The organism is Streptomyces sp. Ag82_O1-12 (assembly GCF_900182715.1).
GTDB lineage: Bacteria > Actinomycetota > Actinomycetes > Streptomycetales > Streptomycetaceae > Streptomyces > Streptomyces massasporeus.
Map to the genome: position 1 here is coordinate 3,124,605 of NZ_FXUW01000001.1, position 16,289 is coordinate 3,140,893.

The following is a 16,289-nucleotide window of genomic DNA, read 5'->3' on the forward strand; positions in this document are numbered from 1 at the left end:
CCCGTCCCACACCGGACTGTCCCCACCGGAGGACCCCCACATGCGCTCGCACCTGCTCAACGACACCACCGCGGAGCGGTACCGCCGCTCCGTGACCGACGGAGTCGAGCGGGTGGCCGCCAAACTCGCCGCCACCGACCGGCCGTTCACCGGCATCAGCGTCGACGCGCTCTCCCCGCGCATCGACGAGATCGACCTCGACCAGCCGCTGCACGACACCACCGCGGTGCTCGACGAACTGGAGGACGTCTACCTCCGGGACGCGATCTACTTCCACCACCCGCGCTACCTGGCTCACCTCAACTGCCCGGTCGTCATCCCGGCCGTGCTCGGCGAGGCCGTCCTGTCCGCGGTGAACTCCTCGCTGGACACCTGGGACCAGTCGGCCGGCGGCACCCTCATCGAGCGGAAACTGATCGACTGGACGACCGAGCGGATCGGCCTCGGCCCGGCCGCCGACGGTGTGTTCACCTCGGGCGGCACCCAGTCCAACCTCCAGGCGCTGCTGCTGGCCCGCGAGGAGGCGAAGCCAGGGCGGGATGGGTGGGAAGGTCCTGCCTCCCTGGCGAAACTGCGCATCTTCGCCTCCGAGGTCAGCCACTTCAGCGTGAAGAAGTCCGCGAAGCTGCTCGGGCTCGGCCAGGACGCCGTGGTCTCCATACCCGTCGACCACGACAAGCGCATGCAGACCGTCGCGCTCGCCCGCGAGCTGGAGCGCTGCGCGAAGGACGGCCTCGTCCCCATGGCCGTCGTCGCCACCGCCGGCACCACCGACTTCGGCTCCATCGACCCGCTGCCCGAGATCGCCGAGCTGTGCGAGCAGTTCGGCACCTGGATGCACGTCGACGCCGCCTACGGCTGCGGCCTGCTGGCCTCCCTGAAGCACCGGGACCGCATCAGCGGCATCGAGCGCGCCGACTCGGTCACCGTCGACTACCACAAGTCCTTCTTCCAGCCGGTGAGTTCCTCGGCCGTGCTCGTGCGGGACGCCGCCACGCTCCGCCACGCCACCTACCACGCCGAGTACCTCAACCCGCGCCGCATGGTGGAGGAGCGCATCCCCAACCAGGTGGACAAGTCCCTTCAGACCACCCGCCGCTTCGACGCCCTCAAGCTGTGGATGACCCTGCGGACCATGGGCGCCGACGGCATCGGGCAGCTCTTCGACGAGGTGTGCGACCTGGCCCGGGAGGGCTGGAAGCTGATCGCCGCCGACCCGCGCTTCGACGTCGTCGTGCAGCCGAGCCTGTCCACCCTCGTCTTCCGCTACATCCCGGCGGCCGTCACCGACCCCGCCGAGATCGACCGCGCCAACCTCTACGCCCGCAAGGCCCTGTTCGCCTCCGGTGACGCCATCGTCGCGGGCACCAAGGTCGGAGGCCGCCACTACCTGAAGTTCACCCTGCTCAACCCCGAAACACAGGCGTCCGACATCGCCGCCGTCCTCGATCTGATCGCCGGCCACGCCGAGCAGTACCTGGGAGAGTCCCTTGACCGCGCGTCCTGAGAACCCGACGAGAATCCATGACTTCGTGGGGATCGGGCTCGGCCCCTTCAACCTCGGCCTGGCCTGCCTGACCGAACCGATCGACGAGCTCGACGGCGTCTTCCTGGAGTCGAAGCCCGACTTCGAGTGGCACGCGGGCATGTTCCTGGACGGCGCCCACCTCCAGACACCGTTCATGTCGGACCTGGTCACCCTCGCCGACCCGACGTCCCCGTACTCCTTCCTGAACTACCTGAAGGAGAAGGGCCGGCTCTACTCGTTCTACATCCGCGAGAACTTCTACCCGCTGCGCGTCGAGTACGACGACTACTGCCGCTGGGCCGCGGGCAAACTGAGCAGCATCCGCTTCGGCACGACGGTCGCCGAGGTGACGTACGAGGACGAGCTCTACGTCGTGCGGACCACCGCCGGGGACACCTACCGGGCCCGTCGCCTCGTCCTCGGCACCGGCACCCCGCCCCACATACCCGAGGCCTGCCAGGGCCTGGGCGGCGACTTCCTGCACAACTCCCGCTACCTGGACCGCAAGGCGGTGCTCCAGAAGAAGGACTCGATCACCCTGGTCGGCTCGGGCCAGTCGGCCGCCGAGATCTACTACGACCTGCTCAGCGAGATCGACGTCCACGGCTACCGGCTGAACTGGGTCACCCGCTCCCCGCGCTTCTTCCCGCTGGAGTACACCAAGCTCACGCTGGAGATGACGTCCCCGGAGTACGTCGACTACTTCCGCGAGCTGCCCGAGGCGACCCGCTACCGCCTCACGGCCGAGCAGAAGGGCCTGTTCAAGGGCATCGACGGCGACCTCATCAACGAGATCTTCGACCTGCTCTACCAGAAGAACCTCGGCGGCCCCGTCCCCACCCGGCTGCTCACCAACTCCTCGCTGCACAGCGCGCGGTACGAGAACGGCACGTACACCCTCGGCTTCCGCCAGGAGGAGCAGGGCAAGGACTTCGAGCTGGACTCGCAGGGCCTGGTCCTGGCGACCGGCTACAAGTACGCCGAGCCGGAGTTCCTGGCTCCCGTGAAGGACCGCCTGGTCTACGACTCGCAGGGCAACTTCGACGTCGCCCGCAACTACGCGATCGACGTCACCGGCAGGGGGATCTTCCTGCAGAACGCCGGCGTCCACACACACAGCATCACCAGCCCGGACCTCGGCATGGGCCCCTACCGGAACGCGTACATCATCCGCGAGCTGCTCGGCAGCGAGTACTACCCGGTCGAGAAGAGCATCGCGTTCCAGGAGTTCGCCGTATGAGCGCCGGCACCGGCATCGGGACCCTCACCGTCCGCCCCGTCGACCCCCTCAAGGACGCCCAGCTGCTGCACTCCTGGGTCACCCACCCCAAGGCGGCCTACTGGATGATGCAGGGCGCGAAACTCCAGGACGTCGAGCGCGAGTACATGCGGATCGCCGCGCACGAGCACCACGACGCCTACATCGGTCTGCACGAGGGCCGCCCGGCGTTCCTGATGGAGAAGTACGACCCCCGGTACGTCGAGCTGGAAGGCCTGTACGACCCGGAGCCCGGCGACGTCGGCATGCACTTCCTGGTGGCGCCGACCGACCGGCCGATCCACGGTTTCACCAGGGCCGTCATCACCGCCGTGATGGACGAGCTGTTCGCCGACCCGCGCACCCGCCGGGTCGTGGTGGAGCCCGACGTGAGCAACAAGGCAGTACATGCGCTCAACGAGGCCGTCGGCTTCGTGGCCGAGCGCGAGATCGACAAGCCGGAGAAGCGCGCACTGCTCAGCTTCTGCACGCGCGCACAGTTCCTGGCTGCCCGAGGAGTGGCGATATGACCCTGTCCGACGCCGTGGCACACCTGTCCCCCGAGCGCTGGGACCAGGCGGGCCGCCTGCTGGTCCGCAAAGCGCTCGCCGAGTTCGCGCACGAGCGGCTGATCACCCCCGAGCAGGACGGCGAGAGCTACGTCGTCCGCAGCGACGACGGCCTGACCAGCTACCGGTTCTCCGCCGACCGCCGCGCCCTGGACCACTGGCAGGTCGACGCCGCCTCCATCACCCGTCACCGGGACGGCGCCGAACTGCCGCTCGCTGCCCTGGACTTCTTCATCGAACTGCAGAAGTCGCTGGGCCTGAGCGACGACATCCTGCCGGTCTACCTGGAGGAGATCTCCTCCACCCTCTCCGGCACCTGCTACAAGCTCACCAAGCCGAAAACCACGGCGGCCGAGCTGGCGCGCGGTGACTTTCAGGCCATCGAGACCGGCATGACCGAGGGCCACCCCTGCTTCGTCGCCAACAACGGCCGGCTCGGCTTCGGCATCCGCGAGTACCTGTCGTACGCGCCGGAGACCGCGAGCCCGGTCCGGCTCGTCTGGCTCGCGGCACACCGCTCGCGTGCGGCGTTCACGGCCGGGGTGGGCATCGAGTACGAGTCGTTCCTGCGCGAGGAGCTGGGCGAGAGGACCGTCGAGCGCTTCCACGGCGTCCTGCGCGACCAGGGCCTGGACCCAGCCGACTACCTGTTCATCCCGGTGCACCCCTGGCAGTGGTGGAACAAGCTCACCGTCACCTTCGCCGCCGAGCTGGCCCGTAAGCACCTGGTGTGCCTGGGCGAGGGCGACGACGAGTACCTGGCCCAGCAGTCCATCCGGACCTTCTTCAACAAGACCAGCCCCGAGAAGCACTACGTGAAGACGGCCCTGTCCGTCATCAACATGGGCTTCATGCGCGGTCTGTCGGCGGCGTACATGGAGGCCACCCCGGCGATCAACGACTGGCTGGCCCAGCTCATCGAGGGCGACCCGGTGCTGCGGTCCACGGGCCTGTCGATCATCCGGGAGCGCGCGGCGGTCGGCTACCGGCACCTGGAGTACGAGCAGGCGACGGACCGCTACTCGCCGTACCGCAAGATGCTCGCCGCGCTGTGGCGGGAGAGCCCGGTGCCGTCCCTGGAGGAGGGCGAGTCCCTGGCCACGATGGCGTCCCTGGTCCACGTCGACCACCAGGGGGCGTCCGTCGCGGGCGCCCTGATCGAGCAGTCGGGCCTCCCCCCGAAGGAGTGGCTGCGCCGCTATCTCCAGGCCTACTTCACGCCCCTCCTGCACAGCTTCTACGCCTACGACCTGGTGTTCATGCCGCACGGCGAGAACGTCATCCTGGTGCTGAAGGACGGGGTCGTGCAGCGCGCGATCTACAAGGACATCGCCGAGGAGATCGCGGTCATGGACCCGGAGGCGGTGCTGCCGCCGACGGTGGAGCGGCTCCGCGTGGAGGTCCCGGAGGACAAGAAGCTCCTGTCGATCTTCACGGACGTCTTCGACTGCTTCTTCCGCTTCCTCGCGGCGAACCTCGCCACCGAGGGAATCCTGGAGGAGGACGACTTCTGGCACACGGTCGCGGAGGTCACCCGCGCCTACCAGGACTCGATGCCCGAACTCGCCGACAAGTTCAAGCAGTACGACATGTTCGCCCCCGAGTTCGCCCTCTCCTGCCTCAACCGCCTCCAACTCCGCAACAACGAACAGATGGTCGACCTGTCGGACCCGTCGGGCGCCCTCCAGCTGGTGGGCACCCTGAAGAACCCGATCGCCCGGTTCTGATCCCACAGACAGACGCGCACCCCCGGTGTACGGTCCACCGGGGGTGCACGTCTTTGGGGGCGCGAGGAACTGCGCGGTCTTTCTGGGGGCGCCGGGGAGTTGCGCAGTCTTCAGGGGCGCGGGGCTGTATCGATTTGCGGCTCCGCCGCGCGGGCGCGACCAGCCCCCACCGGCCCGCAGACAGATCACGGCCCGCCGGACCCCCACGGCACCTGCGGCGACCGATACCACTCCATACCCAGCGCGTCCCACCGCTCAGCCTGCGCGGCAAGCCGCCCCTTGTACCGCTCCCAGTCATGCGAAGCCGCCGACGACCACCCCAACTCGGCCACACCGGGCAACCGCGGAAACGCCATGTACTCGATGTGCTCGGAGTTCTCCAGCGTCTCCGACCACATCGGCGCCTCGACACCCCGTACGGCCCCGCCCGGCACCCCCGGCAGATACGCCCCGGGATCCCAGTCGTAAGACCGCTTCACCTCGACGTACCCCGCCCAGGACAACCCCAGCGGCGTCTCCTTCGTGTACTTCATGTCGAGATACACCCGGTCCGCCGGGGACAGAATCAGCCCGGTCCCGTTCTGCGCGGCCTTCACCACCCGCGCCTTCTCCTCGGCACTGGTGCCGTCCAGCCCCCAGTACTGGGCGAGTGCCCCCTTCGCCGGCGTCGCCCCGGTCAGCTGGTGCCAGCCCACCACCGTCTTGCCGTACTTCGCGACGATCGGCTGAACCCGGTCCATGAACTTCACGTAGTCCTCATGGCTGGTGGAGTGGGCCTCGTCGCCTCCGATGTGGAGGTACCTTCCCGGCGTGAGCGCGGCGAGTTCCCGGATCACGTCGTCCACGAAGTCGTACGTGATGTCCTTGCCGGCGCACAGCGAGCTGAAGCCGACCTCGGTGCCGGTGTAGAGGGGCGGTGCCACCCCGTCGCAGTTCAGGTCGGCGTAGGAGGCGAGGGCCGCATTCGTGTGGCCGGGCATGTCGATCTCGGGCACGACCTCCAGATAGCGGGAGGAGGCGTACCGCACGATCTTCCGGTAGTCGGCCTTGGTGTAGAAGCCGCCGGGTCCGCCGCCCACCTCCGTGGAACCGCCGTAGGTGGCCAGGCGCGGCCAGGAGTCGATGGCGATGCGCCAGCCCTGGTCGTCGCTGAGGTGCAGATGCAGCTTGTTGATCTTGTAGAGGGCGAGCTGGTCGATGTAGCGCTTGACCTGCTCGACGGTGAAGAAGTGGCGGGAGACGTCGAGCATGGCGCCGCGCCAGCCGTAGCGCGGGGTGTCCGTGATCGTGCCGCCGGCGACCAGCCAGGGGCCGGGCTGGACGGAGTCCTTCTCGACGGCCGCGGGCAGGAGCTGACGCAGGGTCTGCACCCCGTGGAAGAGCCCGGCGGGCTTGGCGGCGGTGATGGTGACGCCGCCCCGGCCGCTGTCGAGCCGGTAGCCCTCGGCGCCGAACGGGCCGTCGGCCAGGCGCAGTCGGATGCCCCCGGCGCCCTGGGCGGTGACGGGCAGGCGGTAGCCGGTCGAGGGGCGCAGGATCTTCGCGAGGTACTCGCCGACGCTCCGGGTCTCCCGGGATCCGTCGACGCGGATGTGGGTGCCGCGGGTGATCCGGTACGGGGATCCGCCCGGGGCGACCGAGGCGGGCGCGGGGATCACCCGGTCGAGCGGGGTGGGCGATGCCGCCGGTGCGGGAGCGGCCCCGGTCACCGAGGCGGCCATCGCGACCAGCAGCAGGGAACCGAGCAGGCGGAGCGTTCTGCGGTGCTGTCTCACACGGCCATCTCTCACAAGCGTGTCCCTTCACGAGCCGTTGAGCTCCAGGAGGTCTGGACCACTCTCTCGTGAGACGGGTGGAACAATCCACACCCATGGCGGAAATCATCCAGAGGGACGGCACGTGGGCCTTCGACGGCGACGCACTGCGGCTGACTCCGGGACGGGACAAGAACGTCAGTGTGCTGCGCAAGGAACTGGGTGAACTGGTCGTGCCGTTGGGGGCGTTGGCCGGTGTCTCCTTCGAACAGGGCAAGAAGTCGGGGCGGCTCAGGCTCCGGCTGCGTGACGGCGCCGACCCGCTGCTGCACGCCACCGGTGGCAGTCTCACCGAGCCGCATGACCCGTACCAGCTGATCGTGGAGTCCGACCGCTACGGCGTCGCCGAGTACTTCGTGGACGAGGTCCGCAGCGCCCTGCTGCTCGACCAGGTCCCCGCCGGCCCGGTCGACGCGTATCTGCTGCCGGGCCCGTCCGTCCCCCTGTCGGTCTCCGCCGGGGACGGCACCGCCGGTTTCGACGGCGAGCGCATACGTCTGGAGTGGAACTGGAAGACGGAGGACGCCAAGGCCGCCGCCGGCGCCCGCACCCTCGCGCTCGCCGACATCACGGGTGTGGAGTGGCACCCGGCGGCCGGTCTGGAGAACGGCCACCTGCGCTTCACCGTGCGGCACGCGCCCACCAAGACCCCGCCCAAGTACGACCCCAATGCCGTGGAGCTGTGGGGCTTCAAGAAGGACCCGCTGATGGCGCTGGTCGCGGCGGCGGTCCAGGCGAGGCTTCCGCACCCGGCCCGGGCCGCCGCCACGCACCCGGTGGACGCGCGACCGGAGCTGCCTTCTCCTGCGGTCGCGTCCGCCGAGGACGACCACGACGCCCTGCTGCGCCGCCTGCGCGAGCTCGGGGAACTGCACCGCGCGGGCGTGCTGACGGACGACGAGTTCGCCCTGGCCAAACAGGCGATTCTCAAGCGGATGTAGGGCGCGCGACTACTTCGCCCGGCGGGCCACCGTGAAGTGGTCGACCTGGTCCCCGGCCTCGGCGATGCCGCGCACGGTCAGCGTGGCCAGGCGCCCCTTCGGCGCGGGGGTGACGTCCACGCGCAGGAAGGAGTAGTCGAGGTAGCGCACCCGGGACCAGGCGACGGTCTCGTTCTGCTTGCCGCCCTTGACGTTGACGAACGAGGCCACGGACTCCACGTCGTGCTCGTTGCCCTCGTACGACAGCGGGGCGCTGAACGCGTAGAGGCTGCGGCCCGCCGCACCGGCCGTCACATAGACCACGCCGTCGGTCTCGGGGTAGGCCGTGCCGCCGATGGGGAGCTTCTTGGTGACCTTGTTCCCCTTGATCACGTCGGTGCGCTCGTACTGGTGGTTGTGGCCGTTGATGACCAGGTCCACCGTGTACTTCTCGAACAGCGGCACCCACTCCTGCCGGACCCCGCCCTCGGAGGCGTGGGAGGTGGAGGTGCAGTAGGCGCAGTGGTGGAAGAACACGACGATGAAGTCGATGTCGTGGGCGGCCCGGTACTTCTTGAGCTGCGTCTCCAGCCACGTGGTCTGGGTGCCGCCGGAGATGCCGAGGTTGGCCGGGATCTCGAAGGAGATGTCGTTGGCGTCGAGCGAGATGACCGCCGTGTTGCCGTGGACGAAGGAGTAGACGCCCGGCAGGTTCTTCTTGTCGGGGCCGTTGTCCGGGAGGGTCCAGCGGGCCTCCTCGCCGCCGTAGCCGTTGGGTGAGTACCAGGCCTCCATGTCGTGGTTGCCGTAGGCGGGCATCCACGGCACGGACTTGGCGACGGACTCGGTCTGGGCGAGGAACTGGTCCCAGATCCGTGAGTCGAAGCCGGTGTCGGAGGTCTGTCCGGAGCCGGACGGGTCGGCGTAGGCGATGTCGCCGGCGTGCAGGTGGAAGGCCGGGTTCTGGCCGAGCAGCAGGGCGTTGTTGGCCAGGCCGTGGTAGCTCACGCCCTCGTCGCCGAAGGCCGTGAAGGTGAAGGGCGCCTTGTGCGCGGGGGCGGTGGTGAAGGTGCCGAGGGTGCCCAGCAGGTGCGGTGCGGCCGGGTCGAAGCCCTGGTGGCCGACGCCGTAGTAGTACGTCCGGCCCGGCTTCAGATGGGTCAGCTTGGCGTGGACGTAGTACTGGGTGTGGTTGCCGCTCGCGCCGACACCGGCGGGCGTGAAGAGGGTGCGGACCTCGGCGTCGATCTTGCGGGAGAGGTCCGTGGGGTGGGCGCCGATCCGGATGAAGGGCTTCTTGACGGCGACCGGGACCTGCCAGGAGACGGTCATCTCGGTGCGCGGGTCGGTGCCGTAGGCGAGGTGCCGGCCGAAGGGGGCCACATGGGCGCCGTCGACGGTCTCGGTGCCGGGGCGGCCGCTCGGGACGGCGGCCTGGGCGGTGGCGCCGGGCACGAACGCGCCACCCGTGACGGCGCCGAGCGTGACGGCGCCGCCTCTGATCATCGTGCGCCGGGAGAACCTGGCGCGCAGGTACTCGTGCTGCTCGGCCATGGTCATGCGCTCGGCGAGCCGCTCGGGTACGCCCATACGAGGAGTGTCCATGGCGTCCAAAAATCGACGCCTCGGGCAACGGGATTCCGGACGCCCGGTGGACGCATCACGAACAAGCCCTCATGACACGTTCAACGTTCCCCCAAAGGATCCCCTCAGACGCTTGCCCGAAATCGGGCAGAATTCTTGCGAAAGCGTCGCCGGTGCCCCAACATCTAGCGAGTGCACGACGAACTCGTTGATCATCTGACGCGGTCCACCGCCCTCGGGCGGGGCGAGGCGCTGCGCGTGATCCAGGACGTGCTCGCCTACTTCGACGAGACGACCGAGGAGTACGTCCGTCGCCGCCACCGCGAGCTCCAGGCCCAGGGCCTGGTCAACGCGGCGATCTTCGAGCGGATCGAGGCGGATCTCACATACCGCGCGGTGGCCCCGCCGGAGCTCTCGCTCCGGCAGCTGCGGCGCATCGTCTACGGCTAGGAATACGTATCCATGTGCGGAATCGTCGGTTACATCGGGAAGCGTGACGTCGCGCCCCTCCTCCTGGAGGGCCTGCAGCGTCTGGAGTACCGCGGCTACGACTCCGCGGGCATCGTGGTCACCACCCCTTCGAGCGGCCGCCTGAAGATGGTCAAGGCCAAGGGCCGCGTGCGTGACCTGGAGGCCAAGGTCCCGGCCCGCTTCAAGGGCACGACCGGTATCGCCCACACCCGCTGGGCGACCCACGGCGCCCCGTCCGACGTCAACGCCCACCCGCACATGTCGGCCGACAACAAGGTCGCCGTCGTGCACAACGGCATCATCGACAACGCCTCCGACCTGCGCCGCAAGCTGGAGGCGGACGGCGTCGAGTTCCTCTCCGAGACCGACACCGAGGTCCTCACCCACCTCATCGCCCGCTCGCAGGCGACCAAGCTGGAGGACAAGGTCCGCGAGACCATCCGGCTCGTCGAGGGCACGTACGGCATCGCCGTCATGCACGCCGACTTCCCCGACCGGATCGTCGTCGCCCGCAACGGCTCCCCGGTCGTCCTCGGCATCGGCGAGAAGGAGATGTTCGTCGCCTCGGACATCGCCGCGCTGGTCGCCCACACCCGCCAGATCGTCACCCTGGACGACGGCGAGATGGCCACCCTGAAGGCCGACGACTTCCGCACCTACACCACGGAGGGCACCCGCACCACGGCCGAGCCCACCACCGTGGAGTGGGAGGCCGCCTCCTACGACATGGGCGGCCATGACACCTACATGCACAAGGAGATCCACGAGCAGGCCGACGCCGTGGACCGCGTGCTGCGCGGCCGCATCGACGACCGCTTCTCCACCGTGCACCTGGGCGGCCTGAACCTTGACGCCCGCGAGGCCCGGCGGATCCGCCGCGTGAAGATCCTCGGCTGCGGCACCTCCTACCACGCGGGCATGATCGGCGCCCAGATGATCGAGGAGCTGGCGCGCATCCCCGCCGACGCCGAGCCCGCCTCGGAGTTCCGCTACCGCAACGCCGTCGTCGACCCCGACACCCTCTACGTCGCCGTCTCCCAGTCCGGTGAGACCTACGACGTCCTGGCCGCCGTGCAGGAGCTCAAGCGCAAGGGCGCCCGCGTCCTGGGCGTCGTGAACGTGGTCGGCTCGGCGATCGCCCGCGAGGCGGACGGCGGCATCTACGTGCACGCCGGGCCGGAGGTCTGCGTCGTCTCCACCAAGTGCTTCACCAACACCACGGTGGCCTTCGCCCTCCTCGCCCTCCACCTGGGCCGCACCCGTGACCTGTCGGTCCGGGACGGCAAGCGGATCATCGAGGGCCTGCGCAAGCTGCCCGCCCAGATCGCCGAGATCATGGAGCACGAGGACGAGGTCAAGAAGCTGGCCCAGCAGTTCGCCGAGGCCCGCTCGATGCTCTTCATCGGCCGCGTCCGTGGCTACCCCGTGGCCCGCGAGGCCTCCCTGAAGCTCAAGGAGGTCTCCTACATCCACGCCGAGGCCTACCCCGCCTCGGAGCTCAAGCACGGCCCGCTGGCCCTGATCGAGCCTGCCCTCCCGACGGTCGCCATCGTCCCCGACGACGATCTGCTGGAGAAGAACCGCGCCGCCATGGAGGAGATCAAGGCCCGCAGCGGCAGGATCCTCGCGGTGGCCCACCAGCCCCAGGAGAAGGCCGACGAGACGATCCTCGTCCCGAAGAACGAGGACGAGTTGGACCCGATCCTGATGGGCATCCCCCTCCAGCTCCTCGCCTACCACACGGCGCTGGCCCTGGGCAGGGACATCGACAAGCCGAGGAACCTGGCGAAGTCGGTAACGGTGGAGTAGAGGCCCTCTTTTCAGGGGCGCGGGGAACTGCGCGACAAGCCCCCACGCACCCGCACAGGCCGACGAAAGAGGACGGACCCCCACGTGCTGCCACCACGCACGGGGGGTCCGTTTTCATCGCCGGGAAGCCGCCCAACTCCCCAGCCGGCGCAGCTAACCGGTGGCCGTCACACCCCGGCCCGCAGCGCGTCGCGGAATCGCCGTGGGCCAGTGCGCCAGCGCCGCGGTCGCGGCGTACCAGGCCACCGCCCCCGCGGCGACGGCGAACCAGCCGCCCACCTTCACGAGCCCGTCGTTGCCGGCGAAACCGGCGATCGCCATGAGCAACAGGGCGACGAAGAACAGCCCGTACATGCCCTGACCGAGCCGGTCCCCGCCCGCGAGCGTCAGGGACAGCACCACCAGGGCGAACAACAGCAGGAACAGCCCCGCCTCGTTGCCGGAGGCACTGTCGGACACGGCCCAGGTGAACCACAGCGCCCCGAGCACCGAGAACGCCGTACCACCGGCGGCGTCACCCTCCCGCAGGGCCACCAGCCCCGCGACGAAGAGCGCAACGCCGCCCACGTACTGGGCGATTGACACGGCGTCAGCGGCCGACACGCCGTCGATCAGAGCGGTATGCCCCAGCCCGAAGGCCAACAGGGTGATTCCCAGGGCGAGTCGACCGACCACGGTCGTGATTCCGTTTCCCGCGGAGACGTCTTTGTCCACGGCGGGCTCCCTTCGTGCATGTGCAGTTGTGCGGTGTCCCGTATATGCCCTTCACAAGGGCACAAACACCTCTACGCGCGGGTAGATTTGCGCGGTGCACAAGGGAGTTGCCGCAGGAGGCCGCTCCTGCGTGAACGTCAGGGAATGACGATGACGGGCCGCTGCGCCCGCTTGGCGAGCCGCCCCGCGACCGAGCCGAAGATGCGCCCGACGATGCCGTGGGTGGAGCCGACGACGATCGCGTCGGCCTCGTACTCCCGGCCCACCTCTTCGAGTTCGTGGCAGATGTCGCCGCCGCGCTCGACCAGGATCCAGGGCACCTCGGCGAGGTAGTCCGCACAGGCCAGCTCAAGACCGAGCACCTCGGTGCGGTGGTCCGGCACGTCCACGAACACGGGCGGCTCGCAGCCCGCCCACACCGTGGTCGGCAGCCGGTTGGCGACGTGGACGATGATCAGGCCCGACCCGGAGCGATGGGCCATCCCGATCGCGTACGCCAGGGCGCGCTCACTGGACGTGGAGCCGTCGAAGCCGACGACGACCCCGTGCTTGAAGGCGGGATCGCAGGAATGGCGTAGCTCTTCCGCCGCCAGGGGCTCGGCCGCCGTGGGATCGGCGACGGGCCGCTTGCGGTCCGCGGGTTCGAAGAATTCGTGACCGGCCATGGCTGTCTCGGCGTCGTGATCCTTATATGGGGGACAACAGTGTGCGGCGGAGCTGTGTCCGGGAATGGTCTTCCCACCCCCATACCCTCAAGGGTACGGCGGCACGCCTCCTTAGCCCAGATCCCGCTCACGGTGCGTGCGGGTTCCAGGGAGCATGCACGAGGCACCGCCCGTAACGCAATGGTTGCTGCGCTGTACAGGCGGTTTGCACGGGATTCACTCAGCCGTGGGCACGTGCGGCGATCCAGGCCGCCAGTGACCGACGCCCCGGCCACGCGTTGAACTCCGTGAGTCACGCCACAGGGAGCCCCCATGTCCGCACCACGCGCCGCCGCCGAGGCGGACCGCGCGACCCCGCCGCCGCGGGACACCGCGACGGATGTGGTTCGCTGGGCTGCCTTCAGCTGCCTGCTCGTCCCCGTGGTGCTCCTCGGCTACGGCGCCTCTCTGGCCGGTGCCGCCGGCACCGCCCTCGGGCTCGCGGCCGTCACGGGCGCCTGCCGGGTGCTGCTGCGCCAGTCCGAGCGCGGTGCGGCCCGGCTCGCGGCCGAGGACCGGGCACCCCACCGGGGACGGCGCCACCGCACCGGAACGGGGTCGCACCGTGGCGGACGGCACACCGGAGGGGATACACCGGTCGGCTGACCGGTTTCCGCGCACGCGCACATCGGTTTTCAGCCAACTTCTCATAGTGGCGCATCCCCCGGTCCGACCACCCCCCAACCCCCGTTCGACCTGCACGGAAAGGGCCTCAGGGGGTCCGCGCACCCTACGTGGATTGGCCACCTCGACAAGGCGCACTTCCCTGCACGCCCCACGAGTGCAACGCTTCGTGATCGAATGCTTCACGCCAAGTTGCCAAGTCGACAATGTGCCGAGTGACTAACCGGCCACTTCGGCACGACGGCACACAGTAGATTCGATCTTGACTGTCTACGGCGGGGGACTCGTGCAGGACCGAGGGGAAACGTGCAGGAGCGACACAACCGAGGAGCCGCGACCACCGAGGGGGGCTTAGCAGTATGAGCCACGACTCCACTGCCGCGCCGGAAGCCGCGGCCCGGAAACTTTCCGGGCGACGCCGCAAGGAGATCGTCGCGGTGCTGCTGTTCAGCGGCGGCCCCATCTTCGAGAGTTCCATACCGCTGTCGGTGTTCGGGGTTGACCGCCAGGACGCCGGCGTACCGCGCTACCGACTGCTGGTGTGCGGGGGCGAGGACGGCCCGCTGCGGACCACAGGGGGCCTCGAACTCACCGCACCACATGGCCTGGAAGCGATCTCACGCGCGGGCACGGTCGTCGTACCGGCCTGGCGTTCGATCACTTCTCCGCCACCGGAGGAGGCGCTCGACGCGCTGCGCCGCGCCCACGAGGAGGGCGCCCGCATCGTCGGGCTGTGCACCGGCGCCTTCGTCCTCGCGGCGGCGGGCCTGCTGGACGGCCGCCCCGCGACCACCCACTGGATGTACGCACCGACGCTGGCCAAGCGCTATCCGTCGGTGCACGTGGACCCGCGTGAGCTGTTCGTCGACGACGGCGACGTGCTGACGTCGGCGGGCACGGCCGCGGGCATCGACCTGTGCCTGCACATCGTGCGCACGGACCACGGCAACGAGGCGGCCGGGGCCCTGGCCAGGCGGCTCGTCGTGCCGCCGCGCCGCAGCGGCGGGCAGGAGCGCTACCTCGACAGGTCTTTACCAGAGGAGATCGGCGCCGACCCGCTCGCCGAGGTCGTCGCCTGGGCGCTGGAGCACCTCCACGAACAGTTCGACGTGGAGACGCTGGCGGCACGCGCGTACATGAGCAGGCGTACGTTCGACCGCCGCTTCCGCTCGCTGACCGGGAGCGCTCCGCTGCAGTGGCTGATCACGCAGCGGGTCCTCCAGGCGCAGCGCCTGCTGGAGACGTCGGACTACTCGGTGGACGAGGTGGCGGGGCGCTGCGGCTTCCGGTCGCCGGTCGCCCTGCGCGGGCACTTCCGCCGCCAGCTGGGTTCGTCCCCGGCCGCGTACCGGGCGGCGTACCGGGCCCGGCGCCCGCAGGGCGAGCGGCCCCAGGAGACCGAGAACGCGCCGGGCGGTCCCGGGCCCGGCATGCCGGGCCATCCGGGCCACGCGGGGCACCACCCGGGCCAGCCCGGCCAGGTGCCCGCCCCGCTGCACCCGGACCACCCGGTCCCGCTGCAGTCCCGCCGTACGGCGGCGAGTGCGGTGGGCCAGTCGCCGGCCCTGTCGGCGAGCCTGCCCGGGCAGCGCAGCGCGCCGTGATCCGGTAGCCGGGGCCCGTGGGGAGCACGTCTGCCCGCGGGCCCTTCGGCTTTCCCGGCACGGGCGGCCCGGCCGGTGGCGGCGGGCCGTAAGGTTAGACACATGAACGATCGCATGGTGTGGATCGACTGCGAGATGACCGGCCTCTCGCTGTCGGACGACGCGCTCATCGAGGTGGCCGCCCTCGTGACCGACTCCGAGCTGAACGTGCTCGGCGAGGGCGTGGACATCGTCATCCGGCCGCCGGACCAGGCGCTGGAGACGATGCCGGACGTGGTGCGTCAGATGCACACGGCCTCCGGGCTGCTCGAGGAGCTCACCGGCGGCACGACGCTGAAGGACGCCGAGGACCAGGTCCTGACGTACGTGAGGGAGTTCGTCAAGGAGCCGGGCAAGGCCCCGCTGTGCGGGAACTCCGTCGGCACCGACCGCGGCTTCCTGCTGCGTGACATGGCGACGCTGGAGAGCTACCTCCACTACCGGATCGTCGACGTGTCGTCGATCAAGGAGCTGGCGCGCCGCTGGTACCCGCGGGCGTACTTCAACAGCCCGCAGAAGAACGGCAACCACCGCGCGCTCGCCGACATCCGCGAGTCCATCGCGGAGCTGCGGTACTACCGCGAGGCCCTGTTCGTCCCGCAGCCCGGACCGGACTCGGACACCGCGCGGACGATCGCCGCGAAGCACGTCCTGCCTGCTCAGTAGGCAGGACGGGGGGCCGTCGGGCGGCACGGAGAAAGCCGGGCGCGAGCACCCCTTCGGACCCTGTACACTTTTTCTCGGCCGGTCGGGGACATCACTGATCTCCTCCAAGCCGGTCATGGTGGGTGTAGCTCAGCTGGTAGAGCACCTGGTTGTGGTCCAGGATGCCGCGGGTTCGAGTCCCGTCACTCACCCTGAGTATTCAGCCGGTGGTCTCGGAAGAGGCCACCGGCTGAAGCGTTTCCAGGCCTGCGTGTTTCC

14 protein-coding genes and 1 tRNA gene are annotated in these 16,289 nt (G+C 69.5%); 11 read left to right on the forward strand and 4 right to left on the reverse strand.

Annotated elements, in window-relative coordinates; translation table 11 throughout:
* Positions 1 to 40: 40 nt before the first annotated feature.
* The 4 genes from desA to QOL88_RS14310 are packed head-to-tail and all read left to right on the forward strand — an operon-like array spanning position 41 to position 5,082.
* Positions 41 to 1,507: a lysine decarboxylase DesA gene (gene desA / locus QOL88_RS14295; protein WP_097216802.1), complete on the forward strand. Its 1,467-nt coding sequence runs from the start codon at positions 41 to 43 to the stop codon at positions 1,505 to 1,507.
* A complete protein-coding gene (locus QOL88_RS14300; RefSeq protein ID WP_097216803.1) occupies positions 1,491 to 2,768 on the forward strand; it encodes a lysine N(6)-hydroxylase/L-ornithine N(5)-oxygenase family protein in 1,278 nt (425 codons plus the stop codon). Before desA ends, QOL88_RS14300 begins: the two co-directional genes overlap by 17 nt.
* Positions 2,765 to 3,316: a GNAT family N-acetyltransferase gene (locus QOL88_RS14305; protein ID WP_097216804.1), complete on the forward strand. Its 552-nt coding sequence runs from the start codon at positions 2,765 to 2,767 to the stop codon at positions 3,314 to 3,316. Before QOL88_RS14300 ends, QOL88_RS14305 begins: the two co-directional genes overlap by 4 nt.
* Positions 3,313 to 5,082, forward strand: coding sequence for an IucA/IucC family protein (locus QOL88_RS14310; protein WP_097216805.1), 1,770 nt, complete (start codon positions 3,313 to 3,315; stop codon positions 5,080 to 5,082). Before QOL88_RS14305 ends, QOL88_RS14310 begins: the two co-directional genes overlap by 4 nt.
* Positions 5,083 to 5,267: 185 nt before the next feature.
* Here QOL88_RS14310 and QOL88_RS14315 read toward each other — a convergent pair whose 3' ends face one another.
* A complete protein-coding gene (locus QOL88_RS14315) occupies positions 5,268 to 6,857 on the reverse strand; it encodes a beta-N-acetylhexosaminidase (RefSeq protein WP_179878862.1) in 1,590 nt (529 codons plus the stop codon).
* 95 nt (positions 6,858 to 6,952) lie between these two features.
* On the opposite strand from QOL88_RS14315, the gene QOL88_RS14320 reads away from it, so the two are divergent.
* Positions 6,953 to 7,837 (forward strand): DUF4429 domain-containing protein, encoded by an 885-nt coding sequence (locus QOL88_RS14320; RefSeq protein ID WP_097216807.1) that lies wholly within the window; start codon positions 6,953 to 6,955, stop codon positions 7,835 to 7,837.
* 9 nt (positions 7,838 to 7,846) lie between these two features.
* On the opposite strand, the gene QOL88_RS14325 is transcribed toward QOL88_RS14320, so the two are convergent.
* Entirely contained in the window at positions 7,847 to 9,406 is a 1,560-nt protein-coding gene (locus QOL88_RS14325; RefSeq protein WP_179878863.1) for a purple acid phosphatase family protein, read from the reverse strand.
* Positions 9,407 to 9,592: 186 nt separating this feature from the next.
* Between QOL88_RS14325 and QOL88_RS14330 the strand changes: the two genes are divergently transcribed.
* Together QOL88_RS14330 and glmS are read left to right on the forward strand one after the other, a co-directional pair.
* A complete protein-coding gene (locus QOL88_RS14330; protein WP_097216809.1) occupies positions 9,593 to 9,850 on the forward strand; it encodes a hypothetical protein in 258 nt (85 codons plus the stop codon).
* A 12-nt stretch (positions 9,851 to 9,862) separates the two neighbouring features.
* Positions 9,863 to 11,680, forward strand: coding sequence for a glutamine--fructose-6-phosphate transaminase (isomerizing) (gene glmS / locus QOL88_RS14335; protein ID WP_097216810.1), 1,818 nt, complete (start codon positions 9,863 to 9,865; stop codon positions 11,678 to 11,680).
* A gap of 153 nt (positions 11,681 to 11,833) precedes the next feature.
* On the opposite strand, the gene QOL88_RS14340 is transcribed toward glmS, so the two are convergent.
* Together QOL88_RS14340 and QOL88_RS14345 are read right to left on the reverse strand one after the other, a co-directional pair.
* Positions 11,834 to 12,394, reverse strand: coding sequence for a GPR1/FUN34/YaaH family transporter (locus QOL88_RS14340; protein ID WP_097216811.1), 561 nt, complete (start codon positions 12,392 to 12,394; stop codon positions 11,834 to 11,836).
* A gap of 137 nt (positions 12,395 to 12,531) precedes the next feature.
* The gene (locus QOL88_RS14345; RefSeq protein ID WP_097216812.1) at positions 12,532 to 13,059 is read right to left on the reverse strand and encodes a universal stress protein; all 528 of its coding nucleotides are present in this window, start codon (positions 13,057 to 13,059) and stop codon (positions 12,532 to 12,534) included.
* 312 nt (positions 13,060 to 13,371) lie between these two features.
* On the opposite strand from QOL88_RS14345, the gene QOL88_RS14350 reads away from it, so the two are divergent.
* From QOL88_RS14350 to QOL88_RS14365, 4 genes are all read left to right on the forward strand, one after another.
* Positions 13,372 to 13,704, forward strand: a complete 333-nt coding sequence (locus QOL88_RS14350) for a hypothetical protein (protein WP_097216813.1) — start codon at positions 13,372 to 13,374, stop codon at positions 13,702 to 13,704.
* A 377-nt stretch (positions 13,705 to 14,081) separates the two neighbouring features.
* Positions 14,082 to 15,326 carry a helix-turn-helix domain-containing protein gene (locus QOL88_RS14355; RefSeq protein ID WP_097216814.1) on the forward strand — a complete coding sequence of 415 codons (1,245 nt, stop codon included), beginning with the start codon at positions 14,082 to 14,084 and terminating at the stop codon, positions 15,324 to 15,326.
* Between the two features lie 102 nt (positions 15,327 to 15,428).
* A complete protein-coding gene (gene orn, locus QOL88_RS14360; protein WP_097216815.1) occupies positions 15,429 to 16,031 on the forward strand; it encodes an oligoribonuclease in 603 nt (200 codons plus the stop codon).
* Between the two features lie 118 nt (positions 16,032 to 16,149).
* A tRNA-His gene (locus QOL88_RS14365) sits at positions 16,150 to 16,222 on the forward strand.
* The last annotated feature ends 67 nt before the right edge of the window (positions 16,223 to 16,289 follow it).